This is a genomic window from Vibrio sp. JPW-9-11-11 (genome assembly GCF_013369335.1).
In the GTDB taxonomy this organism is placed as follows: Bacteria; Pseudomonadota; Gammaproteobacteria; order Enterobacterales; family Vibrionaceae; genus Vibrio.
In genome coordinates this window covers 58,849-84,028 of record NZ_SZQJ01000001.1, presented here as the reverse complement: position 1 = coordinate 84,028, position 25,180 = coordinate 58,849, and the positions used below count along the sequence as shown (strand labels likewise).

The 25,180-nt window shown below is 43.8% G+C and carries 27 protein-coding genes and 2 pseudogenes; 6 read left to right on the top strand and 23 right to left on the bottom strand.

The window, feature by feature from the left end:
- Window positions 1–8: 8 nt before the first annotated feature.
- From FCU94_RS00420 to FCU94_RS19265, 8 genes and pseudogenes are all read right to left on the bottom strand, one after another.
- Window positions 9–1,259, bottom strand: coding sequence for an oligosaccharide flippase family protein (locus tag FCU94_RS00420; protein ID WP_176286615.1), 1,251 nt, complete (start codon window positions 1,257–1,259; stop codon window positions 9–11).
- A complete protein-coding gene (gene cysN, locus FCU94_RS00415; RefSeq protein ID WP_176286614.1) occupies window positions 1,259–2,668 on the bottom strand; it encodes a sulfate adenylyltransferase subunit CysN in 1,410 nt (469 codons plus the stop codon). The genes FCU94_RS00420 and cysN overlap by 1 nt, the downstream gene beginning before the upstream one ends.
- A gap of 8 nt (window positions 2,669–2,676) precedes the next feature.
- Complete coding sequence (locus FCU94_RS00410) at window positions 2,677–3,642, bottom strand: DHH family phosphoesterase (protein ID WP_176286613.1); 966 nt, start codon at window positions 3,640–3,642, stop codon at window positions 2,677–2,679.
- A 3-nt stretch (window positions 3,643–3,645) separates the two neighbouring features.
- Window positions 3,646–4,272 (bottom strand): adenylyl-sulfate kinase, encoded by a 627-nt coding sequence (gene cysC / locus FCU94_RS00405; RefSeq protein WP_176286612.1) that lies wholly within the window; start codon window positions 4,270–4,272, stop codon window positions 3,646–3,648.
- Between the two features lie 6 nt (window positions 4,273–4,278).
- Window positions 4,279–5,994, bottom strand: coding sequence for an SLC13 family permease (locus FCU94_RS00400; RefSeq protein ID WP_176286611.1), 1,716 nt, complete (start codon window positions 5,992–5,994; stop codon window positions 4,279–4,281).
- 26 nt (window positions 5,995–6,020) lie between these two features.
- Window positions 6,021–6,935 (bottom strand): sulfate adenylyltransferase subunit CysD, encoded by a 915-nt coding sequence (cysD, locus tag FCU94_RS00395; RefSeq protein WP_176286610.1) that lies wholly within the window; start codon window positions 6,933–6,935, stop codon window positions 6,021–6,023.
- A gap of 353 nt (window positions 6,936–7,288) precedes the next feature.
- The gene (locus FCU94_RS00390) at window positions 7,289–7,600 is read right to left on the bottom strand and encodes a hypothetical protein (protein WP_176286609.1); all 312 of its coding nucleotides are present in this window, start codon (window positions 7,598–7,600) and stop codon (window positions 7,289–7,291) included.
- A gap of 258 nt (window positions 7,601–7,858) precedes the next feature.
- A pseudogene (locus FCU94_RS19265) lies at window positions 7,859–8,126 on the bottom strand (helix-turn-helix domain-containing protein); the annotation flags it as partial.
- A gap of 256 nt (window positions 8,127–8,382) precedes the next feature.
- On the opposite strand from FCU94_RS19265, the gene FCU94_RS00380 reads away from it, so the two are divergent.
- The 5 genes and pseudogenes from FCU94_RS00380 to lpxM all read left to right on the top strand — a co-directional run bounded on the left by FCU94_RS00380 (window position 8,383) and on the right by lpxM (window position 11,642).
- Window positions 8,383–8,748 carry a hypothetical protein gene (locus tag FCU94_RS00380; RefSeq protein WP_176286607.1) on the top strand — a complete coding sequence of 122 codons (366 nt, stop codon included), beginning with the start codon at window positions 8,383–8,385 and terminating at the stop codon, window positions 8,746–8,748.
- Between the two features lie 14 nt (window positions 8,749–8,762).
- Window positions 8,763–9,182 (top strand): annotated as a pseudogene (locus tag FCU94_RS00375) (N-acetylmuramoyl-L-alanine amidase); the annotation flags it as partial.
- Entirely contained in the window at window positions 9,179–9,520 is a 342-nt protein-coding gene (locus FCU94_RS00370) for a hypothetical protein (protein WP_176286605.1), read from the top strand. The pseudogene FCU94_RS00375 and the gene FCU94_RS00370, both read left to right, overlap by 4 nt.
- A gap of 137 nt (window positions 9,521–9,657) precedes the next feature.
- Complete coding sequence (gene rfaD, locus FCU94_RS00365; RefSeq protein WP_176286604.1) at window positions 9,658–10,599, top strand: ADP-glyceromanno-heptose 6-epimerase; 942 nt, start codon at window positions 9,658–9,660, stop codon at window positions 10,597–10,599.
- 86 nt (window positions 10,600–10,685) lie between these two features.
- A complete protein-coding gene (gene lpxM / locus FCU94_RS00360; protein WP_176286603.1) occupies window positions 10,686–11,642 on the top strand; it encodes a lauroyl-Kdo(2)-lipid IV(A) myristoyltransferase in 957 nt (318 codons plus the stop codon).
- 29 nt (window positions 11,643–11,671) lie between these two features.
- On the opposite strand, the gene FCU94_RS00355 is transcribed toward lpxM, so the two are convergent.
- From FCU94_RS00355 to FCU94_RS00340, 4 genes are read right to left on the bottom strand one after another with little or no spacing between them, the layout of a single operon-like run.
- Window positions 11,672–12,640, bottom strand: coding sequence for a glycosyltransferase (locus FCU94_RS00355; RefSeq protein WP_176286602.1), 969 nt, complete (start codon window positions 12,638–12,640; stop codon window positions 11,672–11,674).
- 13 nt (window positions 12,641–12,653) lie between these two features.
- Entirely contained in the window at window positions 12,654–13,136 is a 483-nt protein-coding gene (coaD, locus tag FCU94_RS00350) for a pantetheine-phosphate adenylyltransferase (protein WP_176286601.1), read from the bottom strand.
- Window positions 13,137–13,161: 25 nt separating this feature from the next.
- Window positions 13,162–14,217 carry a glycosyltransferase family 9 protein gene (locus FCU94_RS00345; protein WP_176286600.1) on the bottom strand — a complete coding sequence of 352 codons (1,056 nt, stop codon included), beginning with the start codon at window positions 14,215–14,217 and terminating at the stop codon, window positions 13,162–13,164.
- A complete protein-coding gene (locus tag FCU94_RS00340; RefSeq protein ID WP_176286599.1) occupies window positions 14,218–15,315 on the bottom strand; it encodes a glycosyltransferase family 9 protein in 1,098 nt (365 codons plus the stop codon).
- 69 nt (window positions 15,316–15,384) lie between these two features.
- On the opposite strand from FCU94_RS00340, the gene FCU94_RS00335 reads away from it, so the two are divergent.
- Window positions 15,385–16,098 carry a 3-deoxy-D-manno-octulosonic acid kinase gene (locus FCU94_RS00335; protein WP_176286598.1) on the top strand — a complete coding sequence of 238 codons (714 nt, stop codon included), beginning with the start codon at window positions 15,385–15,387 and terminating at the stop codon, window positions 16,096–16,098.
- A gap of 25 nt (window positions 16,099–16,123) precedes the next feature.
- Here the strand turns inward: FCU94_RS00335 and FCU94_RS00330 are convergent, their stop codons facing one another.
- The 11 genes from FCU94_RS00330 to radC all read right to left on the bottom strand — a co-directional run bounded on the left by FCU94_RS00330 (window position 16,124) and on the right by radC (window position 25,123).
- Complete coding sequence (locus tag FCU94_RS00330; RefSeq protein ID WP_217906307.1) at window positions 16,124–17,014, bottom strand: hypothetical protein; 891 nt, start codon at window positions 17,012–17,014, stop codon at window positions 16,124–16,126.
- Window positions 17,015–17,016: 2 nt separating this feature from the next.
- Window positions 17,017–17,757 carry a glycosyltransferase family 25 protein gene (locus tag FCU94_RS00325; RefSeq protein ID WP_176286597.1) on the bottom strand — a complete coding sequence of 247 codons (741 nt, stop codon included), beginning with the start codon at window positions 17,755–17,757 and terminating at the stop codon, window positions 17,017–17,019.
- Window positions 17,754–19,052: a lipid IV(A) 3-deoxy-D-manno-octulosonic acid transferase gene (waaA, locus tag FCU94_RS00320; protein WP_176286596.1), complete on the bottom strand. Its 1,299-nt coding sequence runs from the start codon at window positions 19,050–19,052 to the stop codon at window positions 17,754–17,756. The genes FCU94_RS00325 and waaA overlap by 4 nt, the downstream gene beginning before the upstream one ends.
- Window positions 19,052–20,104, bottom strand: a complete 1,053-nt coding sequence (gene waaF / locus FCU94_RS00315; protein WP_176286595.1) for a lipopolysaccharide heptosyltransferase II — start codon at window positions 20,102–20,104, stop codon at window positions 19,052–19,054. The genes waaA and waaF overlap by 1 nt, the downstream gene beginning before the upstream one ends.
- A 3-nt stretch (window positions 20,105–20,107) precedes the next feature.
- Window positions 20,108–21,034, bottom strand: a complete 927-nt coding sequence (locus FCU94_RS00310; protein WP_176286594.1) for a glycosyl transferase family 90 — start codon at window positions 21,032–21,034, stop codon at window positions 20,108–20,110.
- Between the two features lie 2 nt (window positions 21,035–21,036).
- The gene (locus tag FCU94_RS00305; RefSeq protein ID WP_176286593.1) at window positions 21,037–22,227 is read right to left on the bottom strand and encodes an O-antigen ligase family protein; all 1,191 of its coding nucleotides are present in this window, start codon (window positions 22,225–22,227) and stop codon (window positions 21,037–21,039) included.
- Window positions 22,228–22,265: 38 nt separating this feature from the next.
- Window positions 22,266–23,072, bottom strand: a complete 807-nt coding sequence (gene mutM, locus FCU94_RS00300; protein ID WP_176286592.1) for a bifunctional DNA-formamidopyrimidine glycosylase/DNA-(apurinic or apyrimidinic site) lyase — start codon at window positions 23,070–23,072, stop codon at window positions 22,266–22,268.
- Between the two features lie 32 nt (window positions 23,073–23,104).
- On the bottom strand, window positions 23,105–23,584 hold the full coding sequence (locus tag FCU94_RS00295) for a hypothetical protein (RefSeq protein WP_176286591.1): 480 nt from the start codon (window positions 23,582–23,584) through the stop codon (window positions 23,105–23,107).
- Window positions 23,585–23,748: 164 nt separating this feature from the next.
- Window positions 23,749–23,919: a 50S ribosomal protein L33 gene (gene rpmG / locus FCU94_RS00290; protein ID WP_004410866.1), complete on the bottom strand. Its 171-nt coding sequence runs from the start codon at window positions 23,917–23,919 to the stop codon at window positions 23,749–23,751.
- A gap of 13 nt (window positions 23,920–23,932) precedes the next feature.
- On the bottom strand, window positions 23,933–24,169 hold the full coding sequence (rpmB, locus tag FCU94_RS00285) for a 50S ribosomal protein L28 (RefSeq protein WP_004743834.1): 237 nt from the start codon (window positions 24,167–24,169) through the stop codon (window positions 23,933–23,935).
- Between the two features lie 291 nt (window positions 24,170–24,460).
- On the bottom strand, window positions 24,461–25,123 hold the full coding sequence (gene radC, locus FCU94_RS00280) for a RadC family protein (RefSeq protein WP_176286703.1): 663 nt from the start codon (window positions 25,121–25,123) through the stop codon (window positions 24,461–24,463).
- Between the last annotated feature and the right edge of the window lie 57 nt (window positions 25,124–25,180).

Here is a 25,180-nt window from a genome sequence, read left to right as displayed (position 1 = left end):
AAAAACCATTATCTAAGCCAAGTAATTAGTCCAAACTTCTTATTTATGTAGTAAGAGGAGGATACATTTATAAAAATAACATTCAAAGCAGAACCAATCGCAACCAAATATAATACATTGAACTTCAAAGCGAGACCAATAATTACGAGAGAAATATAAATAATCAGTCCCAGAGTAGAGATAAAAACGCTAATTTTTTCATTAGTAGTCATATTTAAAACTACCCCCACAGAACCGCATAAAGAATTAAAAACCTGTCCAAAAATAAGTATTTTTATAATTTCATGGCTATACTTGTACTCTTGGCCGAACACAGTAACAATGGCATATTCTCCAAATATGAATAGTATACTCAGTATTGGAAATATTATAAAGCAGGTTAACCGAACAGATTTAGTTAAATAGAGCTGTAGCGCAGACGTATTATTACAACTCTTTCCGTACAATTTTGATATATTGGGGTTTAGTATAATGTTCATTGAACTGATAACCATTACAGCCAAAATCATTGTTTGCGATGCAATTCTAAAGAGCGCAATATCATCTGGACTACCAAAAAAACCAAGTATCAAGGTCCCAAGTTCCACTCCAATCATATCAATTACAGAGACTAAAGATAACCAAAAGATGCTAGAGTTAGCTACAATTTTGGAGCTATCCTCTTCTTCAAATTCGTGACTTGATATATTACGTTTTCTGTAGCATCTACTCTGATATTGGACTAGTAGACTTGATAAGGACATTACAGCAATTATCAATGTAATCGTAAGCTTAATATCGAATAAAAATAACACAAAATTTATAACCCCATTGTACAAAGGAAATAAAAGAAATAAGAAGATTTGTGAAACTTTATGTTTTCCCATTCCATTGAGTATTGATGTTTCCCTAATAGTTAGGCACTTTAAAACGATCAAGATACAAGAGAAAACAATGGATAGGTAGTCAGACTTTTCGAAAAGGAACAGTACAACAAAAGGTGTTATAAAAAAAATACGATAAAATACCCTTCTACGTGACAGCTCTATTAGTCTTAGGCTAGTCTCTTTGCTAGAAACAGGTATTGTTCTTACCAATGATATGTTTATTCCCGCTACAGCTAAGAGAGAAGCTAGTGAAACCACTGACATTAATAACGCATAAGATCCGAACTCTTCAATTGTAAGAACTCTCGTATAGTACAACACCAGAAAAAGAGTTAATGCTGTAGCTATAATTTGAATTGAAGCAACTTGTGAAAAAACTCTAATTAATTTCATTAGATTTCTGCGCAACCCCACTCAGGGTAGTGCTTACGAACATAACTATTTAGCTCTTTTTCTGCTTGAGAATATAATCTATCTGTTGTTTTTTTATATTCTGACAAACTATTGACCATTCCTGCGCCAACTGTCACGTTTCTAACTCGGTCAATAACAATGAAAGCACCCGTTTGTGGCAATTGCTGATACTTATCTATTGCCACTTTATCCATGAGCTTAATACTAGTTAGAGCAATTTCGTTAAGCTCTAGACTCTCAGATTTTTCTGCATGCTGTTCTAACGTATTAACATCTACTTTATGAACAACTTCAGAGATTTTACCTGCGCAGCTCTTGGTCGCAAACTTAAATAGATACTCTTTGTGAGTCAACATCGGCTGCTCGCCCATCCACACTAGGTGTGCTTCACATTGATTGGTCACTTTAGGCTCGTGCCCTTTGTGTACAATCATGTCGCCACGTGAGATGTCAATTTCATCTTCTAATGTGAGTGTGACTGCTTGGCCTGGCTGTACGGCACTTAGTTCACCGTCAAAAGTGTAAATACTTTTCACGCGAGAGGTTTTGCCTGAAGGAAGCGAAACTACTTCATCACCCAGTTGCACTAAGCCTGAAGCTAATGTGCCGCAGAACCCACGGAAGTTTGAGTTAGGGCGGTTAACATATTGAACAGGAAAGCGCATGTGTTCGAGGTCTTTATCTTTATCGACTTTCACTGTTTCCAGCAACCTCATTAATGTAGCGCCAGGGTACCAATCCATTTTTACACTTGGGGTCACCACATTGTCGCCCTTTAGCGCTGAAATCGGTACAAAGCGAATATCATCGATATTGAAGTTTTTCGCCATTTCTCGGTAATTGGCTTTGATCTGTTGATACACCTCTTGGCTGTAATCCATCAAGTCCATTTTGTTAATGGCAACTATAATGTGTTTGATACCCAATAGAGAGCAAATGTAGCTGTGTCGGCGAGTTTGGGCCTGAATACCACGGCGAGCATCCACTATTACAATTGCCAGGTCACATGTCGATGCACCTGTCACCATATTACGAGTGTACTGCTCATGCCCTGGGGTATCGGCAATAATAAACTTACGCTTGTCTGTCGAAAAGTAGCGGTAAGCTACATCTATGGTGATGCCTTGTTCACGCTCAGATTGCAATCCATCAACCAACAAAGCTAGATCAAACGCCTCATCGGTGGTATTGAATTTTTGTGAGTCTTTCTCAATCGCTGCCATCTGATCCTCGTAGATCAGCTTTGAATCGTATAGCAGGCGGCCAATTAGGGTTGATTTACCATCATCTACATTGCCACAGGTGAGAAAACGTAATAAATCCTTGTTTTCATGAACCTTCAAATAGGCTTCAATATCTTTTGTAATCAAGTCTGAAGAGTGTGACATCTTGTATCCTACTTCTCGTAATATTCATTCAAAGCCTGAACAAAGTTTTCCACTTCAGACTTTGGTAATTGATTAATCCCAGCAGCGGCCTTTCTGCCGCCACCAGTTACAAATTGGCTGCAAACTTCATCGGCACCACTTCGATTTTCTAAAGGTGCTCTCACACTCACAGTATAATCTTCGCTGTTTTGGTTGAGTGTCATGACTGCATGCGCTTTATCTGGCGATTGATTGGCTAATTGGTTGCCAAATACCCCACTAATACGTCTCGCCCAGGCCTCACACGGTAAACTGTATACTTTGGCAACCGAACTATAAAAAGTTGGCTTTAATGTTCGTAGGTGATTTACGTCTTGCTCATAACCTTGTTTGAGCAAAAAGTATGGTGAACTGGTATCCGTTTGCAAATCAAAAGGTGACTCATAAGCCATTAATTTCACGAAAAGATCTGTGGGCTCTATGTGCAAATCCGCCAAGCTAGCACCATAACCGTTGTAATTCACCAACACGCCCAGCTCTTTTAAGAAGGCGATTTGCTCCGCGGATAAATCACACTTTATGGCCAGCGCCTCAGCTTGGGCATTTAAATTGTCGCCAAACGCCCCTGCAATGGCCCAATGGGCATAACGCCCACCAATGTGCTTGTTAATCAGAAGACTGGTACAAATTTGCGCATCAAGGTTGATCAATGCGGTAAAGTTGTTGGCTTGCGGCACTTCGCCAGTACGATGATGATCGCAATAGAAAACCGGAATGTCTCTCTCTAGTAATGAGTGCAAGGCATCGATGTTTTTTTCCATTGAGATATCTAAAACCGTAACACCACTGGTATCCGATTGGGCAACCACTTGCTGCAACAATTTGATATCTCGCTTCAATCCAGTGATCAGAGTCGAGCTTTTAGGCTCAAACTTTCGAAGTTGCACCAATGACAAGATGCCATCTGCATCACCATTAAACACGTCGTAATGCATCGTTTAAATGTATCCTTGCTCGATAAGTGTGTTAACAATGTACTGTGCACATGCATCTACACTCGCTTGCGCCGTTTTAACATGAATTTCTGCACCAGTCGGCGCTTGGTACTCAGAATCAATGCCAGTAAAGTGCTTTATTTCTCCCGCGCGCGCTTTTTTATAAAGCCCTTTAGGATCTCGCTGCTCGCAGATCTCCAGTGGTGTATCAATAAACACTTCTAAAAATTGCCCTTCACTTAATAGCTCTCTCACTTGCTGCCTATCTGAAATAAACGGTGAGATAAAAGCGGTTAGCACAATCGAGCCAGAATCGACAAAAAGCTTCGCCACTTCGCCAATACGGCGGATGTTTTCCACTCTATCTGCGTCACTAAAGCCGAGATCTTTATTAAGTCCGTGGCGTACATTGTCGCCATCGAGAAGGTAGCTATGCTTACCCAAAGCGAGCAGTTTTTTTTCAACCGCATTTGCCACGGTAGATTTTCCCGAGCCACTTAATCCGGTAAACCACAATACAACCGGCTTTTGCTTCTTGAGCAATGAACGCTGTTCAAGTGTTACCGTCGCGTTGTGCCAGACAAGATTGTCACTGACTGATTGATTCTGTTTTTTGCTGTATGGATTCATAACTCGTTACAAAGGAAAAACTAAAGGTATCGCGATAAGAGCCACCAAGATATAGCTAAGAGACACCTTCCATCCAACTCGAATAAAGTCCTTAAAATGGTATCCACCCGCATTCATGACCATCAAGTTTGTTTGATACCCATAAGGGCTTAAAAAACTTGCACTGGCTGCATATACTATCGCCATAATAAACGGCATATTACTTACCTGATAAATGCTAGCTAATGATACACCAATAGGTAACATAATGGCAGCAGCGGCAGTATTGGTCATGACTTCGGTCATAACTACTGTCACCAAAAATAACACGATTAACGCCATGTATGGTGATGCATCACCTAACACCTGGTATAGCACCTCTGTCACACCATTCGCCAAACCTGAATCAACAAATGCTTGAGCGATTGAAAGCGCGCAAATTAAAATAAGCCACAGCTCAAACGGAAAGCGGCGGCGAATCGTTGCGCCATCAATCACATGGATTGCCCGCATTAGGATAATATAAGCCCCAATAGATTCTAATAGATTTATATGAGTAAATGCAGAGGTAACAATTGCGGCAATAAAGCCCGTTATGGTTAACGCGTTTTGCCAAGCTGTTAGGGTGCTATTAAGATCAATACCATTTAAGATAAAGAAGTTACGTGTGAGGTTTTGTCTCTTGTTAAAATCCTGACCAATCGCCAAGACCAGTTTGTCTCCCGATTGGAGTATTTGCTCCCCTAGTTTGCCTGACAGACGTTGACCTTGGCGATTAATCGCCACCACTGCTGCGTCAAAGCGAGATCGAAAACCACTGCTCTTAAGCGTTTTTCCAATGAGGACAGATTCAGGACTAACAATAACTTCGGTTAAATTGCTGCTAAGCAATCGGCTATTATCAGCAAAGACTACTACTCCATCAAGTTGGGTAAGCTGCTTAATATTTTCTACATCTCCTGTAAACACCAGCTTGTCATTGGCTTCAATTTTTGTTTCTGGTGTAACAGGAGAAATCAACTGTTGACCGCGAACAATTTCCGCCAAAAACAGTCCATCTAATGCTCGCAGATGGTTTTCTCTTACCGTTTTGCCGACCAACTGACTGGTAGCGCTCACTTCGGCGTCAATAAAGTAGCCTTGTTGCGCTTTTTCACTCGAACTTTTATTCTCAAGATGCCGACTACTCAGAGCGATCACCGCGCCGACCGAGATCAGAAGAATCAAACCGACAGGGGTGAAGTCGAAAAAAACAAGCTCAGGATGACCACTACCTAGCAGTACTGCGTTTACCACCAAGTGGGTTGCCGTTCCAATTAAGGTTAACGTCCCACCTAAAATGGCAAAGTAGGAAAGCGGGATGAGCAGTCGACTAGGTGCGTGCTCTTGGTTTCTCTGTACACTACTCATCAAGGTCGCCACAACCGCGGTATTATTTAAGAAGGCAGAGCTGATTGAGGTCGAAACGGCTAAGCGGAACAGCGTTTTGGGGTAGCTCGAGTGAAATACCTTACTCGAAATCCAAGTAAGAAGCTGACTTCTCTCTAAAGCTAAAGAGGCAATCATTAAGCCGACCAGTGTTAACACTGCACTATTGGTCACATTGGATAAAATGTCGCTTTGCTCTATTTGACCAGAGAGATAGAGCAAAATCGTCGCGACAACAAATAAAGAAACCGCCCGATACTTAGTAAGTATCAGGCAGAGCAACAAACCAGCAATAACCAACGCGGTAGTAAGCACGGGGAATGACTAACCAGAGCGAATCTTTAAAAATAGCCTTCGCGCTTTTTCTTTTCCATCGACCCGGAGCTATCGTGATCAATTGCGCGCCCTTGGCGTTCTGACGTTGTAGTCAATAACATTTCTTGAATGATTTCTGGCAGTGTTGTCGCTTCAGATTCCACCGCCCCAGTCAGTGGATAACAACCAAGGGTGCGGAAACGAACCATTTTCTCTTCAACAACTTCGCCCTCTTTTAGCTCCATCCGCTCATCGTCCAGCATGATCAGCATACCGTCTCGCTCAACCACAGGGCGCTTCTTAGCAAGGTAAAGGCTCGGGATCTCGATGTTTTCTAGATAAATGTACTGCCAGATATCGAGCTCAGTCCAGTTTGATAAAGGGAACACGCGAATGCTTTCGCCTTTGTTCACTTTGCCGTTGTAGATGTTCCACAGCTCAGGACGTTGATTTTTAGGGTCCCAACGATGGTGTTCATCACGGAACGAGTAAACACGCTCTTTGGCGCGAGATTTTTCTTCGTCTCGGCGCGCACCACCGAAGGCGGCATCAAACCCATGCTTATCCAGCGCTTGCTTTAGCCCTTGGGTTTTCATGATATCGGTGTGTTTCGAGCTACCGTGAACGAATGGACTAATGTTCATCTTAAGCCCTTCTGGGTTTTGATGCACAATCAATTTCATGCCCAGTTTTTCGGCCATCTGGTCACGAAACTCGATCATCTCTTTAAATTTCCAGGTGGTATCGACGTGCATCAGAGGGAAAGGAGGGATACCCGGGGCAAAGGCTTTTTTTGCCAAATGCAGCATAACGGAGGAGTCTTTGCCTACTGAATAAAGCATCACTGGGTTATCAAATTCCGCGGCGACTTCACGCATAATGTGAATCGATTCCGCTTCCAATTGTTTCAGGTGAGTCATTCTCTCAGGTGATATTGTCATCACTTACACTTCCAAAAATTGTTATTTGTTGCATTTTCATCTCAGCCATTCAACCAAGCCCGAGACACTTCTTATTCATTTTGAGACAGTGAATTTCTCCCCACCCCTTATAAAGCATTGTTTCACCTATTTCTTCCAACCCGCCCCAATAGGAAATTCTCCATGGGAAAGACTTCGCGAAACGTTCGAGATAGCGCAGTCTTGGCGTGCACGTATGTGCTGGGGCAAAACACCGGCTTGGCTTTGTTTGTTTCCCGCACAATGGGCTATCCCGATAAACTTTCAGCCTAACCCGGGATTGTATTCGCTTCATTTGATGGGTGCAAGTTAACCGCTCGATTTCCGTGGTTAGGTTACACTAACTGGTTCATCAGTCTGGCAGCTTTGGCCCTGGCTATTGGCGCGTTATCTAGCACATACACCCACTGCTTGCGATCTGAGTCGTATACCTTGTCGATCTCGAGAAATATTTTGCTGTTGCGCAGCGCCGATGAGAGCGCAAACGGCCCTTGCATCTTTAGCGCTTGTTTTATCTCGAGCCCGCTCATCGGTTTGGGGTAATGGTCTATCATGGCATCGAGTAACTCTTGATGCCTGCCATCGGCTCGGGCACTGTATTGGCGCAGTATCGATTTTTTCTCGCTCAGCGACAGTAGCTCATTCATCGTTTTCTCCCACTTTTGCCTTGCGTTTGTGGCTGTCGTTCATGGTCTGAATGCGCTCACTAAACGGATGCGACTTTCCCTCTCGATGAAATGCCTCTACCTGCTTATCCACAGGGCGCATGGTTGCTGCTGCCTGCCTATAATCCTCTGTATGAGTATTTAATTGAGAGATTATGGGTGCAGTCGCTGCACGGTGAGAGGGAGAAGCGTCTGAATGCTTTGGGCTGTGAGTATCGCCCAGCTCAACATGCAAATGAGCAGGGGTATGTAGCTGATAAAGATTGCTGCGCTGTCGACCACGCTTATCAAAGCGGTGCACCAGTTCGATAAAACCTTGCTGTTCGAGCAGCTTGATGTGCTGCTTTACCGTTCGCAGCGACACTTCGCAATACAGCGCAAGATACTGCTAGGAGGGAAAGCAGCGGCCGTGGATATCGGCATTGTCGGCCAGCTTTAACAAAATCAATTTACTGATGGGCGATCCGGTTTTCGCCTTCATCAATGCGGCAACCAGCGTGTGGCTCATGGTGGTGTCCTTGTATTTCCTTAGCCAAAGCCGCTTACCACACCAAGCTCTGCGCGATTGGGGTTGAGTGTATCGCCCCTTATTTGGAGATTTTCCAGCCAGATCACAGCGTAATAAACAACACGCGCCCAAATATGCAACCAATACAATACCCACGTCACACTTCCGGTTATTAAACTCGATAAACCACTTACCGCCCGACCCTAGGTGCGATTAGCCAATTAACATGGCGGCTCTGTTCAAAAAGGGAGTTGCTATGCCGGTATGTCATTCATACGCCCTAGCCCCTCGTTCTCAAGCGTTGCAGCGCTTGATTTACGTCTATTCCCATTTTCAACCCAACCAAGAGGAGTTCTATTTTCCGTTTCCTAAGCGATTATGCCGTGAGGGGTTTATCGGCTTACTCGCCCAAGCTCAGCGAGCCGAACCGATTGGCCATGAACTGGCGGTGCTGTTGTATTTGCAAAAGATGTCGCTGGCCGATATTGCCAAGCAGGCGGCGCACTCGAAAAAAGCCGCGATGCAACATCCATCCGAACTGGCGCTACACTCGCTCGAGCAACAGCTTGAGGCGTTTGTGGTGTACTTGATTCACCTTTGCCAAAAACAGGAGTCTCTATGAGTTCATCTCACCATCCGCTGCGTGCTATCACAGTACATTGCAGCGTAAGACCGCCGAGCCAAGCCATTGGTGTAGAGGCAATCCGTAAATGGCACCTCGCCAAAGGCTGGCGTGATGTGGGGTATCACTATGTGATCACTCGCCAAGGTGATATCGAGCAAGGGCGGTCGCTGCATCAAATCGGCGCCCACGTGAGCGGGCACAATCGCGGCAATATTGGAATTTGCTTAGTCGGCGGTTGTGATGAGCACAATCAGCCACAAGACAACTTCACCCTCGCCCAACGTAAGGCGTTATTTGAGTTAATTGCGCGCTTACAAGCGCTGTTCTCTATTGCCGACGAACAGGTTCAGCCACACCATTATTGGGCCAACAAGGCGTGCCCGGTGATGGTCATCCAGCCCCAGTTATCTAATCTCAAGGAGCAAGCATGAGTTTATGGAGCCAAATATTCGGTAGCCCCTCGTTTATCGATAAGAGCTTACAAGCCCTCACCAACAGTGGAGATGCGATGTTTTTTGCTAACGAAGAAAAAGCGCAGCACAAACTCGCCCTGCTTAAGGCGTTCGAACCCTTTAAGTTGGTGCAGCGCTACATTGTGCTGCTGTTTACCATTCCCTATGTGGTATTGCACTCGGCGGTGGTGCTCGGCTGTATGCATGGGTTTGAGTGGCAGCCCATCAGCGTGATGATTAATGAGGCGTTTGGTTATCCGGTGTTGGCAGCGATTGGGTTGTATTTGACGGGTGGGGTAGTGAAAAAAGGTTCCTAGTTGAAAGCAGTTTCTAGTTTCTAAAAATGAATTCCTAGAAAAAGATGTTCATTGCCCTCTCTAGGAACTCGCCTCTAGGAACTAGGAACTAATAACTGATATACTCACAACAACTCAGTATTAATGCAGGTAAAAGTATGATCATCGTAACGGGCGGTGCGGGGATGATTGGCAGCAACATCGTTAAAGCACTGAATGAGCAAGGTATTAACGACATTTTGGTAGTCGACAACCTTAAGAATGGTAAGAAGTTCCAGAACTTGGTTGATTTGGACATCACAGACTACATGGACCGTGACGATTTTCTAACTCAAGTCATGGCAGGTGATGACTTTGGGCCCATCGAAGCTATCTTCCATGAAGGTGCTTGTTCTACGACAACTGAGTGGGATGGTAAGTACATGATGCTCAACAACTATGAGTATTCAAAAGAACTACTGCATTTCTGTTTAGAACGTGAAATTCCTTTCCTTTATGCTTCTTCGGCTGCAACTTACGGTGAAACTGATACTTTCATTGAAGAAAAAGAGTACGAAGGCGCATTAAACGTATACGGCTACTCAAAGCAGCAGTTTGACAACTACGTACGCCGCATTTGGCAAGACGCCGAACAGCACGGAGAAAAACTGTCTCAAGTGACAGGGTTCCGTTACTTCAACGTCTATGGCCCTCGTGAGCAACACAAAGGCTCGATGGCCTCGGTTGCTTTCCACCTCAATAACCAAATGAACGCCGGTGAAAACCCAAAACTGTTCGCCGGTAGCGAACACTTTAAGCGTGATTTTGTCTATGTGGGTGATGTAGCTGCGGTTAACTTGTGGTTCTTTGAGCATGGCGTATCGGGCATTTTCAACCTAGGTACGGGCAATGCTGGGTCGTTCAACGAAGTAGCCAAAGCCGTGATTGCGCACCATGGCAAAGGCGAGGTCGAGACCATCCCGTTCCCTGAGCATTTAAAAGGCGCTTATCAGGAGTACACTCAGGCAGACTTAACTAAACTGCGCGCGGCAGGTTGCGATCACCAGTTTAAGACTGTGGCTGAGGGTGTGGCGGAGTATATGAGCTTGATTAACCGCTGATCGAACTGTTTGCTGATTGAAAGCCAAGACGTTATCTTAGTATTAACTCTTGGCTTTTTTCTTTTCTTGTCAGATAAAGGTTTTTCGTGACTACAAATCGCAACGACTACGACCCTAAAGCATATAACCCAACATTCCAAAAAGCATTCCTTGCTCCCAAACATTGGGGAACGTGGCTTGGGCTATTAATTGGGTTACCTATATCCTTACTACCTAACTCAGTTCGAGTTTCAGTGGCCTCCTTTGTCGCAAAGAAACTGTGTAAAAAGCAAAGAGGTTCTATTCAGAAAGCTCGTATTAACTTATCGCTTTGCTTCCCAGCAAAGTCTGAGCAAGAGCGCGAAGAGATCCTAGAAAAATGTCTAACCACAGCTGGTGCTTTTCTACTCGGTTTTCCAGCCATCACTCTTAGAAGTAAAAAGTGGCTTGAAAATCACTCGGAGATAAAAGGAATTGAACACCTACAAGAACTAAGAAAAAACGATCAAAGCGCTATTTTGCTTGTGCCACACTCCTGGTGTATTGACATCCCAGCAATCTTACTCGCATCACGAGGGCTGCCAGTATCTGCGATGGCCAACAGCCAGAAGAATCCTCTAACCGATTGGCTGATGCATAAACAGCGAGTGCAATATGGTGGTCGAGTTTATGACCGCAGTGGTGGTATAAAACCGTTTATTAAATCAGTCAAAGATGGCTATTTAGGTTACTACCTACCCGACCAAGACCACGGGCCAGAACAAAGCGTTTTCGTTGATTTCTTTGCAACAGAAAAAGCGACCCTACCAGGGCTTGGTAAGCTAGCTAAAGTGAGCCGCGCCAAGATTGTTCCGACTTTTGCCAGCTACAATATCGAAACTGGCAAATATGAGATCGAGATAAAAGCGCCGCTTGAGGACTTATCTGGCGATGAGCATAAAGACGCTCGAGTTATGAATGAAGTGGTCGAGCAATTTGTCAATCCGCGTCCAGAGCAATATATGTGGATACTCAAATTACTCAAGACGCGCCGAGACGGCAACGACCCTTACGTGGGTTACTAGTCATAGATAGGCCACGCAAATGCGTGGTCTTACTTTATGTAAGGTAGGCGCTTAAAGTCAGTAATAATCTTACCCAAGTTAGGATTGAGCGCCTCTCCTGAAGCCGCCTTCTCATACATAACCACATACGCTTTCGCCATTAGATCCGCATTAAACAAATCTCTTGCATATTCATGGCAAACTTTAGAGCTATACTTCGAAGCACCACTAACTGCCTCTATTAGTTCTGCTTGCTTCTCTGATAAAAAACCGACTTCATCACTCACAAGCTCAGGCAGTGACCCGTAAGGTGTACCAAAAACAGGGCAGCCAAAGTAAAGGCTCTCGGTGATAGCGAGACCAAACGGCTCGTGCCAAGTCACCGGAAAGATTAACCCCTTAGATTGGGTCATGACTTGCGACTTCGTCGTGTCATCCACCATGCCTAAGAAACGGACATGACGGTCTAGTGTAAGACGAAAGCCCATTTTGAAGTTGAGACGATGACCACCCAGCACATCGAGTTGCTCACCAGCGCGCTTGGTTATATCAATCGCACCTTGAACATTCTTAACTCGCCATGCCGCCTTGCCTAAAAAGTGGAAGCGTTGTCGGTCGGTGTTTAGGTTTGGTTTGAGGTAGTTGTCCCAATTTAGCCCGTTATGCACATAAGCTTGCGCTCCGTGATTACGAGCATGCTGTGAAGAGACAAAAATGGTATTTGGATCGATAGGTCCGTCCGAATTTCCGTGCTGAGTAATCACGTAAGGACGCGTGATAGGTTCAAAATCACCATGAAAATGCACCACATCAACATCGCTAGGGATTTGGTTTTCAAGTGGCACCTCTGAGTTATACTCGATAACCCTAGCCCAATCGCAAACCGTCCCTTTACCTGCGAGAAGCGTAACCTGATGACCTTGCAGATGAAGCGCATAGACAAGATCCCATATAACGCGCTCAGTACCACCATAATTGACTACAGGCAAAGTCGCATGAGTGTAAATCAGTATATTCATTGGACTCTCTTGACTATTTAGCTGCCAACTTTTGGGCAATTGCACGGTGAACGCACTTTGGAACAAACTGCTCTACTTCACCACCATGAATAGCAACCTCTCGAACCAAGGTAGAAGAAAGAAACGCATATTCTTCAGCGGGTGTAAGGAACAAGCTTTCAAGCTCTGGTTTCAAACGACGGTACATGGTCGTTAAACCAAACTCATACTCGAAATCCATTGTCGTTCTTAGGCCGCGAACCAATATCGTCGCTTTCTTTTCCGTGGCAAAATCAACCAGCAAGCCACTAAAACCATCGACTGAAACATTATTAAGATCTGAGCAGGTTTCTTTCAGCAGTGCTACTCGCTCATCAAGAGAAAACAAAGTATTCTTACTCGGGCTTTCTGCAACACCAATAACAAGGTGATCAAACATACTCGCCGCTCGTTTTACTAAGTCATAATGACCATTGGTCACTGGATCGAAAGTGCCTGGGTAGATGGCGATACGCATAACTATCCTATATATATTCCGTTTCTTATTGCACCGCTGACTTTTCAGCTTGTGGTACAGTCAATACTTTATCTAATTGCTGCTCGACTAACTCAACAGAGATGTTCGACATTAAGTCAGCTCCTTTTACCCTCGCGCCCCAAGGTAAATCAGAGACCGCTTTACCATATTGGGCTTCTGCAACTTGCTCATAAACAGAGGCCACATACGGCAAACTATTATAAGGCCCTGTTCGGCGAGGGTTACTATGAGCATAGAGACCGATAACCGGTGTGCCTTGAGTTGTAGCGATATGGGCGGGGCCTGAATCTGGAGCAATCACCACTTCTGCTTTTGAGAGTACCGCCGTTAATTGCTTTAAGCTGGTCTGCCCAACGAGATTATGAATCGGTTTCTCGGCAAAGCTTATGATGCTATCTGCTAAGCGGCGTTCTCGATCAGTAGGGGCACCACAAAGCACGACTTGATAACCTTTTCCAGCAGCATAATCTGCAATACTCGCATAACGCTCCGGAAGCCAATTGCGTTCATCTTTGCTCGCTGCAGGACTAATAACAATATAGGGCTTACCACCAAGTTGAGCCAGCGCCGAATAATCGCTCTCGGCAAGAGGGATATTCCATTTTGGCTCTTGGGCCGGGCAATCCAAGTAAAGGGCAAACTGAGCGAAATTGTCGAGAACATGGGGGGCACCCGTTGTAGGCAGCTTAACATTAGTAAATAACCACTGGCCTTCTTTGGCTCTATGCCAGCTAAACCCGACTCTCTTTTTAGCTTTAATACCGAGCGTCAGCAGGCTCGCTCTTAATGCAACCTGCATATGCAGTAGGTAATCAAATCGCTGGCCTTTAAGTTGCTGCCAGACCTCTTTCATCCCTTTAAAACCGCGCTTCTTATCGAAAACAACGACATTAATACCTTCAAGGTCACCCAATAACTGCGCCTCAATCTTGCCCATTATCCAAGTAATGTTGCAACTCGGATAACGCCGTTGAATCTGCTGAACGACAGAGAGAGCATGGCAAACGTCGCCAATTGCTGAGAGACGCAATACACAGATACTTTTGGGTTCTTTATGCATTTACTTATCTCTTTGCAAAGGAATCATCGACCTCACTGCATCGATGACAGCATTAGGTGTTATATCTTGTAGACAGGGAGAGTATAAATCATCGCTGATCTTACATTTATTGCCATAACAAGGGACGCAATCACGCTGTGACTGAACCAAACAAATATTGCCCACGGTTTGAGAAGGCGTACCATTTGTGTAGAGATTGTTCTCCATATCAACAGGCTGAGCATATGGCCAAGGCGACCACATGCTCGCAGGTGCAACACTGATAATCGAAACAATTGGGATTGGGTAGCCCGATGCCATATGCCCAGGCCCGCTGTCAGGACCAACAAAACCTTGGCTCATTTTTAATAAGCTCGATGTTTGAGCAAGAGTTAACTGCCCAAGCACACTGACTAGATGCGGTGATTCTGGTAAAGCAGTAAGAATCTCTTCTACAATCATTCTATCGCGAGGAATATCGGCCCCAGTCAGCACTATTTTGTATCCTTTCTCTAAGAGCGCTGTAATCACTTCTAGCCAATGGTTAACTGGCCACTGCTTGATTTCATTAGATGATGGCGCATGAACCACAATAAAAGAGTCAGGCAATTTCTTTGTTATCTCGCTGGGTAATGCTTGTTCTGGGGAAATGAGTCGAGGCTCGATATCAACCCCTATCAGTTTTAGCATCCGCGCAGCGCGGCTCATTTTGTGTTCATAACGATGTTGCTCTACGATATGATGATTAAAGATAAACTTCTTTAGCCAAGCACCGCCAAGAGAATCATCTACTGCCCCTAAACGCTTTTTACCAAACACAAAGCTGTAGATAGCAGTTCGATCATTAAGCATTTCATTGACGACAAGATCGTAGCGCCCACGCTGACGAAGAATGCGCAAGTAATCTTTGAGCTTGGGACGGGGCGGAATTTCTACCAGTTCATTAATATCTGGGTTAGTACCAAACACCATCTCACCTCTCGCATTCACTAATACATCAATTTGAGCATTTGGATACGCTGCGCGAAGGCTGCGAGTAAAGGTTGTGATCAACAAACTGTCTCCAATGCAGTGTGTTGCGATAACAAGAATCTTCCGATAATTATTTGAGAGGCTCATTTGCAGCAAGTGTTTGATATAATCATGCGCCTAGTATGCCACAAACTGACCAAGTCGAGACAGAGATAGATGTTCAAGCAAACACAAATCAATAACACCACATACTGGCATGACCCTTTACTATTGACTGAAAATGTTGAACACGCTTTCTCTGTCGACTACTGGCAAAAACACAATGCGGTAACAGGCAGCGCTCGAGGCCGAGGCACGACTTGGTTTGTACAAGGGTATCGCGGCGAATTTGCACTAAGGCACTACCGCAGGGGTGGGCTATTTGGCAAACTCATCAAAGACAGTTATTGGTTTACATCACTCGAAGATACTCGGGCCTATCAAGAGTTAAAACTACTGCGTCACCTAATCGAATGCAATGTAAGTGTACCCGCTCCTGTTGCTGCACGAGTGACGAAAAGCGGCCTAACCTATCAAGCGGATATTATTGTTCAACGAATCAGCAATGCTAACGACCTTGTCGGATTGCTGTCTCAACAAGTGCTATCGAAAGACCTCTTTAAGAAAGTCGGTCGGGAAATAAAGAAAATGCATGATGCGAACGTCAATCACACCGACCTTAATATTCACAATATTCTGATCGACCAAAGCAACCAAGTTTGGCTTATCGACTTTGATAAATGTAAGAGGGAAGAAATAGATAATGGCTGGAAGCAGAGCAATCTAGAGCGACTCAAACGGTCTTTTGACAAAGAAGTTCGGCTCGGTAATATCCAACTTCCAGATTACGCGTGGACAAGCCTAGAAGAAGGCTATAAGAGTAATAAATAGGAGATGTTGCTGAAACTCTCGAAACCTACTCTTCTTTTAGTCCCAATAGCTTACGCAGCTTTTTCTTCTTTTTATATATATGCCCGCGAATGACTTCAGTAAGCGGACGAGTGAAACTGACATTTTTTGCTAATTTGATTTGCTCTTCGAAAGGCTTCCTACCGTGCACAGTAAAGAAACGTTCTAGCACTTTTCGCCCCCAGTCCTTACGGCCGCTGGTCGAATAGTGCTTGAGCCAATCTTTGCTTGGTACCAATGTTACTTCGCGGCTCAAAGCTTCAGACAGAGCAAACTGCTCCAGTGTATGAGCTTTACAACCGCCGTTACGTAGCGCCTTGATAAGCTGGTCAGCATAATCAAATGCCTTCAATTGCGCGCCTGTAATACCGATCACAGCCGAAGCCCACATGGTCGAATCGTCACTAACGTGATAAGTCGAGCCATCCTCAAGCTCAAAGGTTTTGTTACGAATAACGGCGTATTCATTAGTGTCGGGCAGAGTGTTGATAGCGACTTCAGGAAAAAACATCAGTGACTGCTGTGCAGTGATGGAATCAAAATAAATATTTGTCGACTGCTCAAAATACGTATCTGTATCTAGGAACAGTAACTTATCGTCTTCTTCTAATTCTAACTGCTCACCGAGGTACTTTAAGCCTCGGTTTTTGATTCGAAAATGATAAGTATTATTGAGGCTCCATTCGCGCTTTTGCTCCGCACTGATCAGAAAAAGATGAATAGGCAAACCCGAAAAATGCTCTGTTTCCTCTGCTAGAACAACGACCTCAGGCCTAGAGCCTTTATCTCCTTGCCAATTAGATAAGAAAGACAAGATGCAGAAGCGTGCACCCTGATAATAGGTCTTATCATTGCCATAAATGACAAAAGCTAAATATTTCTTGGCGGTTCTAGTCATAATCAATACTTGGTTACGTTTTTAAATAGGGCTTTTTGCTTTTTACTTAAATGGCTACGAATGTGAGTACGATAACCCTCTTTGAACCAGCTTCTGACCGTGGCATACAAACCTGATGTACGACCACTCAGCTGGCTTTCAAACATACCCACTTTACTCCCCTGTTTTACTACAGGAGGGTGAACCCAATACAGATTGAACTGAAGTTCATCAATCTTATCACCAATCAAACCATCGATTGGCGTATCGATTTGTTGAGATTCGATGTATTCGACCATCTTTTTGGCAAAGACTAAATCAAACACATAGCCTCCGCATAGCTTGTTCACTTTACAAGGATATAGGTATTGGTTTGATTTTCTTACACTTAGCGGTACCGAGTTAGATGCTTCCTCAATATTAGCGAAATAATTACTCTTCCCCTCTAACTCTGACAAAATGAGAGAAAAGTCATGGAGAAAGCTCTCCACCAATAACGCATCATCTTCTAACACTAAAACTTGTTCTATGTTTTGCTCTATAGCGGCTTTCATTACGAGATAATGCTTATAGAAGCAAGATTTTTCGGCCAAGGTAAGCTTCGAGCCAAAAAATTCGTGACGTACAGCATCACTCAAATCGTCGATATCACCACGAAGCATATATTCATATTCATTGATCCCGCGAGAGGGAAGATGACTATCGATATGCTTGCGGCGATCTTCATAGCCTTTGCTGACATGAATGATGAATGTTTTAATCACTTAGCACTCTCTATAACTCTGTTGATAATATCAACGCTACGCTGCAGCGCACCTTGGTTTTGTTCTACAACGGATAAAGCTTCTTTACCACCTTGTTCTAGTTTTAACGGTGACGAGAAATACTCGATAACTTTACTGGCTAATTGCTCTTCATCCTCGACGACTTCTAGAGCGCCTGCAGCAATTAATTGTTTACCTAGATCTGCAAAGTTATAGTAGCTTGGTCCGGTAATCGTTAGCTTAGAGAGCATAGCGGGCTCGACAAAGTTGTGCCCACCCACCTTGTCTCCGATTAGACTACCGCCCATAAATACAAGATCACTCGCCGCAAGATACTTAATCATTTCACCCATAGTATCACCCAAATAGACGTCTGTACCTTCAGGTAGCCTATCTAAACTTCCACTACTTCGTCGAACCAAAGATAGCTGCTGATTTTTTACAAGTTCAGCCACAGAGTCAAAACGCTCAGGGTGGCGTGGAACCAGCACAAGTAGCAATTCCGGATATTCCAATTTTGCAGCTTTAAAAGCAGCAAGGACTTTCTCGTCCTCACCTAGATGCGTACTTGCTGCAATCAAGACCTTGCGATTGTCACCAAGTTTAGCCCTTAGTTTTAAGCCTTGAAGATAGACCTCTTCATCAAGGCTTACATCATACTTAATCGAACCCGTATCAATAACCTTTTTACCGCTAATGCCTAATTGCCTGAAGCGATTCGCATCATCAGCGTGAACAGTCATTATCGTCGACAGTTTTTGCAGTACTGGTGATATCAGTAGGCTAAGCTTCCGATAATTTAAAAATGACTTCTGAGATAATCGACCATTAACAAGTATTATGGGGATGTTAATTGAAGAGACAGTGTGGATGGTGTTAGGCCAAAGCTCGGTTTCAATAATGAGCAATGCGTCAGGCTTAACAACATTAACAAACCTTCGTACACACCAAGAGAAGTCTATAGGCATATAGCGGTGAGTGACATGACTGCCCATTTTAGATACTTGTTCAGCGCCTGTACTGGTTGTGGTTGTAACAAGTAGCTGCTTGTCTGGGTATTGTTTTGCTAAGCGATTCACTAGCCCTTTGCTCGCAAGTACCTCGCCGACAGAAACAGCGTGAACCCAAATGACGCCTTTTCTCTGATTACCTAGCTTAGGTGTAAAGCCAAAATGCTCTTTCCATCGCTGCCCGAACTTAGGTTTGTTCGATTTTGCTCGATAAAGCACCCAAAGCAGCAAAGGGCTAAAAGCTACCAGTAACAAGGTATAAACGAAGCGAACCAATCCAGACATTAGGCCACTACCAAAGCATCAAGTTTAGTAATTGCCTCAATTACCTTCTCTGGCATAAGTTCTTGTAAGCATTTAAGGTGCTGCTTAGGGCAAGTACGTTCGAAACAAGGTCGGCATTCAATATCTGTATTTAGAATAGCCAGTTTGTCAGTGAGTGGCGGAGTATATTTGGGTGAACTTGAACCGTATATGGCAACGACATTGCAACCAACTGCCGCAGCGACATGCATTAGTCCAGAGTCATTACTTACTATTGTTTGACATGCGCCTATCAAGTCGACAGCTTGAACTAAAGAAGTGCTACCCGCTAGGTTATAACAATGTTGCTGATTCTCAGGAGCGATCTGATCGATAATGGCAGAAGTCACTTCACGATCCTTAGCCGAGCCAAATAGCCAGACTTGGTAACCCTTGCTAATCATCTCCGAAGCCACATGGGCAAAATGTCCTTCTGGCCAACGCTTAGCTGGGCCAAACTCAGCACCTGGACATAAACCTAATATAGGACGCTCATCATTAAGCTCGAACTGTTCCATAGCTTGTTGCTGGCTTTTAGGCTGCAGGCTCAAAGCGGGATATGGCAGATCTTTCAGCTCACCTAAACACCCACTGCCTGTCATAGTAGATTTAGAGTGAGCCAAAGCCACATAACGCTCCAGCATGTACTGGAAAGACTTCTTATTGGTACGGATATCATTGAGTAGACCAAAGCGCATTTCCCCTTTCCAACCCACTCGTTGGGGTATTTTAGCAAAAAAAGGAATCAATGCTGATTTAGCAGAGTTGGGCAATACATATGCTTGGGTATAGTTTGCGCGTCTCAATTGCTTGCCCATTTGGTAGCGAGTCTTTAGATCAAATTGTCCATGACCAAGCGGCATCTCTAACGCTTGATCAACCTGTGGCATTCTCTCAAGGATAGCTTTGCACCAAGCAGGTGCTAATACGTCAATCTGTGAGTCTGGGTACTGTTTTTTAAGTTCAATATACAGGCCCTGAGACATGACCATATCACCAACCCAAGAAGGACCTACGATTAGAATTTTTTTCATTGCTTACTTTTTCTCTAACTGCCCAGATAGCTCGAAGTATCGCTCCAACGTTTTAATACATACTAGCTGCTCTAGCTTCTCATCTTTAAATGGAGCTATATATTCATGAGCATTTTTGACGATTTCTTCAGCTTCCGAAGGGTTATCAATGTAGTACTGAATCTTTTCTTCAAAGTCAGACCAATCATCTCTGACTTCAATGTAATGCACACCCGCCTGAAGCGTCCCCTCCATAAACCAAGTTTCAAACTTCATTTTTGGTGTCACTACAACAGAGTTTGAAGACATCGCCCACTTTAAGTTCGAAGCCACGTCATTTCCTTCCAAACAGATTAGAAATTTGTATTGAAGCTGTTCTTCAACAGACATAAATGGCTTTTGCCATTCTGGGTGCTCATCGGAACTATTTGACTGACCCGCGTCAACTAAAGGGTGGCCAAACATTTCCTGCATAAATCGAATTCGATGTGGTTGGGTCACTGCACCACGAAACACCGCTGCGTCTTTTTTGTCTATGAAGCTCAGCTTATCGTTTACAAATCGAAAGTGTCGACGCTTATCAAGCTTGAAGAGGACTGAGTTACTATTATCACCTTCAATTGGACGTGCTTTAAATAGAGTGGGTACTGGTTCTATGTGCGTTTCATCACCAAAGTAATAGTTAAATCGGCATGATTTAGGAAAGTAGTGTAGGAATTCTTTTAAATCAAGGTAGTAGGATGTGTAGCCTTTGCGCTGATACGCATATATGGGCGTTTTAAAATTTGAAACTTGCAAACCTCGACTGAGTTTACAGCAGTAATTAACTCTTTTTTGAATATAGTCCTCTTTGTTTGCATACCTCTTTTCTAATGACTGCTTATATCTTATAAATAGAACATAGGGCACGAGACCAAGTCCCATATGCTTGAGGTAGTAAAACAACTTCATAACTAATCAACACCTACTCTATTATCTTGACTTCTAGCACTTATTACTTGAAGAGTTAGCCCCACGACAACTAAATATAGCACGGTTGTATCTCCGTTACGAAACGGACTATCAAACAAGCTAACAAGAACATAATATATAGAGGGTAAACCTAATACCCAAAAACAAAATTTATATTTTTTTAATGCCATATAAAAAGGATACACTAGAAAAAACAGGAAGAAGACTAATCCAAATACTCCCGACTTAGCCATTTTATCAATATAGTTATTATGAAAATGTCCTTTCATATACCAATAAGCAGATCGGCTATAGCCTGGAACATGTTTTTCAGCATACTCTGAGGAGATCTCTCCATGCCCCAAAAATGGTTTCTGAATAAAAAGCTCAATTCCAGATGAATACATCTGAGCTCTTAAGCCCATTGATGAATTTAAGTCTCCATTTTTGATACGTACGACTTCTGCCGAAGTATCTGCTATGCGAGATAATATAGGCTCTTTAGTAACGAACAATACTAAAAACACAGCCAAGAAAATTAATAGTGTATGCTTGGCACGTATTCTTTTTTTATAAATCGATATAACCAAAGATAATAGACTCAACATAGCTACTAAAATTATCGGCCCCCGAGACTCCGTAGGAAGTATAGAAAAACCACTTAATAGCATGGATAATACTAGAAGCCATTTTTTCTTTTTGTCAAAATCAGTAAGTAATAATGCTAAAGAAAGTAAGTATATCATACCTTGGTGTATAGCTAATGGGATAGGGTTGGTTGGCCATAACATTCTATCTGAAGGTTCGATAATAAAATACCAAATAGACAAAGAAAATGATGATAAAGAGGCTAGGAAAGTTATAGTCTGTGCCCTATTGATGGTAATAAAACCAATCGGCAATAGAGCTAAATATACTAGAGATATTAGTAGTCCTCTAAGTTCTTGACTACTTGCCCCGTGTATAAAATAGGAAGCTCCAACAAATATACTAGAAAGCAAAAGACCTGAAAGCCAATAATTATCTTTAAAGTTTCTTCTTACATCTTCAAAACCGTGAGTTAATACATACAACAGTGCAACAGGGACCACTATTGCCACCATAGGTTTATTACCTTGAGGTAACCATATTATTCCAATTGCTAACCATAGAAGTGGGAGATAAAGAAGAGTTCTAGAAATCGTTTTAAGCATGCTTAGGTACTGAGTTGGTTTTATAGCTAGCAAAGTCATTATATTTGGCAGTTATCACAAAAGAATGAGTTTCTCTGCCCAATTTTTTTTTCTGATATAGTTTGGTTACACTTTGTACAAGGTGCCCCCGCCTTTCCGTATACTAACAACTCCTGAGCAAAATAGCCCGGTTTTCCATCCGCTTGAGCAAAATCTTTGAGGGTAGTACCGCCTTGCTTAATGGCAGTGTCGAGAACTTGCTTAATTTCGCGAACAAGTAACGTCCACTCTTTCTTGGTGATGTTCCCTGCAGCGCGAGTGGGATGAATTCTGGCGCTAAATAGAGACTCATTGGCGTAGATGTTGCCCACACCAACAACCACCTTGTTATCCATAATGAATTGTTTAACCGCGACACGCTTTCCTTTAGCCTTTTCAATTATATAGTCAGCATTAAAATCATCAGTTAACGGCTCTGGCCCCATCGTACTCAGCGCAGCATGGTCTCCATCTTCAGTCCAAAGCCAAGCGCCAAAACGCCTTGGATCGTTATAGCGCAGCACTTTACCATTCGTCAGTTTCAAGTCGACATGGTCATGCTTAGCGGGCGTTATTTCTGCGTCGAGCACTCTCAGTGAGCCAGACATCCCCAAATGGACAATGGCTGTCCCAATGTCGGTTTCGATCAATAGGTATTTGGCTCGGCGCGAGATATTACGAATCACCTGACCTTCCATTTTTTTGAGCTCTGGTGGGATATCCCAACGCAGCTTTGGAGTACGAAAAGTCAGCGTTGCAACGGTTTGACCGACCAAGTGAGGTGAAATCCCCATTTTGCTCACTTCGACTTCAGGTAACTCTGGCATGATGAACCTCGAATGATGCTAGACACGTATAATCAAGGCATAAGATAACCAGATTCAACCGAAATGGCTATCCACTTGTCTTGCCAGTTGTTGAGCAACCAAAATTGAGGGGTCTGATAGTAGGTGATCCTTTGTGGCTCTTCCTGGTCGAGATACCACACTTCAATCGATTGTGGTACACCAAGCTGAGCTTTCAGGCTATCAACATGTTCTTGAGTCAACTCTGTCCCGACCAAACTTTGCCAACGTTGAGCTAGCTCTTGTTCGGTAATCGATGTCGGGATTGTACTGCGCCAACGGCCTTGATTCTTCTCCAGCGACCAGTTTGAGAAGTGCAATGCTTGAAGCTCGGCGTGAGGATTGAGCAGATAAGGGTACTGACTTTGAACCTCTGGCTCATCAATTAAATAGGTTTTAATCAACGTTGGTAAGTTAAGCAAACCGATAAAGGCGATAATGCCTAAAATCAGGATGTTGTTCCAACGTCTACGACGTGTGGGCGAGACTCGCATAGCTAGCGGCTCCTAGATGACAGCGGTTAGTGTCTAGATAATAGCCTCTTACGCCAAGGTGATCGACAAGTACAATAAACTTACAGGTAATAAAAAACCCAATCATATTGCTATGATTGGGTTTCTAATTCACGCTTCCCGAGGGAAGTTCAAAAAAGCATCAATTACTTGATTTTCGCTTCTTTGTACATAACGTGCTGGCGAACTACAGGATCAAACTTTTTGATCTCAAATTTGCCTGGCATGTTACGCTTGTTCTTATCAGTCGTGTAGAAGTGACCAGTACCTGCAGAAGATACTAGACGGATTTTCTCACGTACGCCTTTCTTTGCCATTGTCTATTTCCTCTTAAACGTTTACGCCGTTTGCACGGATATCAACAAGAACAGCATCGATGCCTTTCTTATCGATGATACGCATACCTTTAGCAGATAGGCGTAGTTTAACAAAACGTTTTTCGCTCTCTACCCAGAAACGATGAGTTTGTAGGTTCGGCAGAAAACGACGCTTAGTAGCATTGCGTGCGTGTGAACGGTTGTTACCCGTTACTGGACGCTTACCAGTTACTTGGCATACTCGTGACATGAATGTCTTCTCCAAAATCGTTTCAGCTCGATATCAACCTTGGTGGCCGAACCTCTCTAGTTCTCAAAGAAACCATTTCTCAAAAGAATTTCGAGGTCTTATACCGCTATGGAAACCCATACAAGGCTATCAAAGGTCGCGCATTATACTAACTTGAGTAGCATTGCTCAAGACCCGAACAGATCCTTTTTACAGGTTTTCGTGATCTTTTTTAGGCAGAGCTGATAATAGTTCAAAAAAATGTCGGGGGATTGTAGCAGAATTCGACGAACTCACAACTAATAATGTGATTTAAATCCATCCGCGCTCGGCAAAGGAAACAATCTCGCCATCGCCGACAACAAAATGGTCGAGTAAACGAATGTCTACCAGCGCCAGTGCATCCGTTATACGACGGGTAATGCGGCGATCACTCTGGCTCGGTTCAGCGATACCTGACGGATGATTGTGGGCAATAATCAGCGCAGCTGAATTGTGCTGTAGCGCGTGTTTCACCACTTCACGAGGATAAACAGAAGCGGCGTCTATCGTGCCTTGAAACAGAGATTCGCCACAGATCACTCGGTGTTGATTGTCTAAAAACAGCACATAAAACTCCTCGCGCTGTTTATCGCGCAAAAGTCCACACAAATACAATTTCGTTTGCTCCGGGCTGGTCAGCGCACTGTCTCTTTTAAGCGCTTCACTCAGATAACGCTGGGTCATTTCAAGCACTGCTTGCAACTGCACATATTTCGCTGTGCCTAAGCCTTTATGCTGACAGAAGTTATCTAAATCAGCGGCAAACAGCGCTCTTAATGAACCAAACTGTTGGATTAGATGCTCAGAGAGCGCCAATACATTCATTCCCCGAGTTCCGGTGCGCAAAAATATCGCCAACAGTTCGGCATCGGTGAGTGCCTGAGGGCCATGTGATAAAAGCTTTTCTCGTGGCATCGACGCTTTAGGGAGCATGGGTTGCTTGACTGGAGTGTTCATCTACATCTTCTGAGGTGGGCATTCCAACAAGGG

What these genes read in the sequence shown, in the direction of transcription:
- FCU94_RS00420 (WP_176286615.1), bottom strand. Translation starts at nt 1,259, where the DNA reads ATGAAATTAATTAGAGTTTTTTCACAAGTTGCTTCAATTCAAATTATA.
- cysN (WP_176286614.1), bottom strand. Translation starts at nt 2,668, where the DNA reads ATGTCACACTCTTCAGACTTGATTACAAAAGATATTGAAGCCTATTTG.
- FCU94_RS00410 (WP_176286613.1), bottom strand. Translation starts at nt 3,642, where the DNA reads ATGCATTACGACGTGTTTAATGGTGATGCAGATGGCATCTTGTCATTG.
- cysC (WP_176286612.1), bottom strand. Translation starts at nt 4,272, where the DNA reads ATGAATCCATACAGCAAAAAACAGAATCAATCAGTCAGTGACAATCTT.
- cysD (WP_176286610.1), bottom strand. Translation starts at nt 6,935, where the DNA reads ATGACAATATCACCTGAGAGAATGACTCACCTGAAACAATTGGAAGCG.
- FCU94_RS00390 (WP_176286609.1), bottom strand. Translation starts at nt 7,600, where the DNA reads ATGAATGAGCTACTGTCGCTGAGCGAGAAAAAATCGATACTGCGCCAA.
- FCU94_RS00380 (WP_176286607.1), top strand. Translation starts at nt 8,383, where the DNA reads ATGCCGGTATGTCATTCATACGCCCTAGCCCCTCGTTCTCAAGCGTTG.
- FCU94_RS00370 (WP_176286605.1), top strand. Translation starts at nt 9,179, where the DNA reads ATGAGTTTATGGAGCCAAATATTCGGTAGCCCCTCGTTTATCGATAAG.
- rfaD (WP_176286604.1), top strand. Translation starts at nt 9,658, where the DNA reads ATGATCATCGTAACGGGCGGTGCGGGGATGATTGGCAGCAACATCGTT.
- FCU94_RS00355 (WP_176286602.1), bottom strand. Translation starts at nt 12,640, where the DNA reads ATGAATATACTGATTTACACTCATGCGACTTTGCCTGTAGTCAATTAT.
- coaD (WP_176286601.1), bottom strand. Translation starts at nt 13,136, where the DNA reads ATGCGTATCGCCATCTACCCAGGCACTTTCGATCCAGTGACCAATGGT.
- FCU94_RS00345 (WP_176286600.1), bottom strand. Translation starts at nt 14,217, where the DNA reads ATGCATAAAGAACCCAAAAGTATCTGTGTATTGCGTCTCTCAGCAATT.
- FCU94_RS00340 (WP_176286599.1), bottom strand. Translation starts at nt 15,315, where the DNA reads ATGAGCCTCTCAAATAATTATCGGAAGATTCTTGTTATCGCAACACAC.
- FCU94_RS00335 (WP_176286598.1), top strand. Translation starts at nt 15,385, where the DNA reads ATGTTCAAGCAAACACAAATCAATAACACCACATACTGGCATGACCCT.
- FCU94_RS00330 (WP_217906307.1), bottom strand. Translation starts at nt 17,014, where the DNA reads ATGACTAGAACCGCCAAGAAATATTTAGCTTTTGTCATTTATGGCAAT.
- waaA (WP_176286596.1), bottom strand. Translation starts at nt 19,052, where the DNA reads ATGTCTGGATTGGTTCGCTTCGTTTATACCTTGTTACTGGTAGCTTTT.
- waaF (WP_176286595.1), bottom strand. Translation starts at nt 20,104, where the DNA reads ATGAAAAAAATTCTAATCGTAGGTCCTTCTTGGGTTGGTGATATGGTC.
- FCU94_RS00310 (WP_176286594.1), bottom strand. Translation starts at nt 21,034, where the DNA reads ATGAAGTTGTTTTACTACCTCAAGCATATGGGACTTGGTCTCGTGCCC.
- FCU94_RS00305 (WP_176286593.1), bottom strand. Translation starts at nt 22,227, where the DNA reads ATGCTTAAAACGATTTCTAGAACTCTTCTTTATCTCCCACTTCTATGG.
- mutM (WP_176286592.1), bottom strand. Translation starts at nt 23,072, where the DNA reads ATGCCAGAGTTACCTGAAGTCGAAGTGAGCAAAATGGGGATTTCACCT.
- FCU94_RS00295 (WP_176286591.1), bottom strand. Translation starts at nt 23,584, where the DNA reads ATGCGAGTCTCGCCCACACGTCGTAGACGTTGGAACAACATCCTGATT.
- rpmG (WP_004410866.1), bottom strand. Translation starts at nt 23,919, where the DNA reads ATGGCAAAGAAAGGCGTACGTGAGAAAATCCGTCTAGTATCTTCTGCA.
- rpmB (WP_004743834.1), bottom strand. Translation starts at nt 24,169, where the DNA reads ATGTCACGAGTATGCCAAGTAACTGGTAAGCGTCCAGTAACGGGTAAC.
- radC (WP_176286703.1), bottom strand. Translation starts at nt 25,123, where the DNA reads ATGCTCCCTAAAGCGTCGATGCCACGAGAAAAGCTTTTATCACATGGC.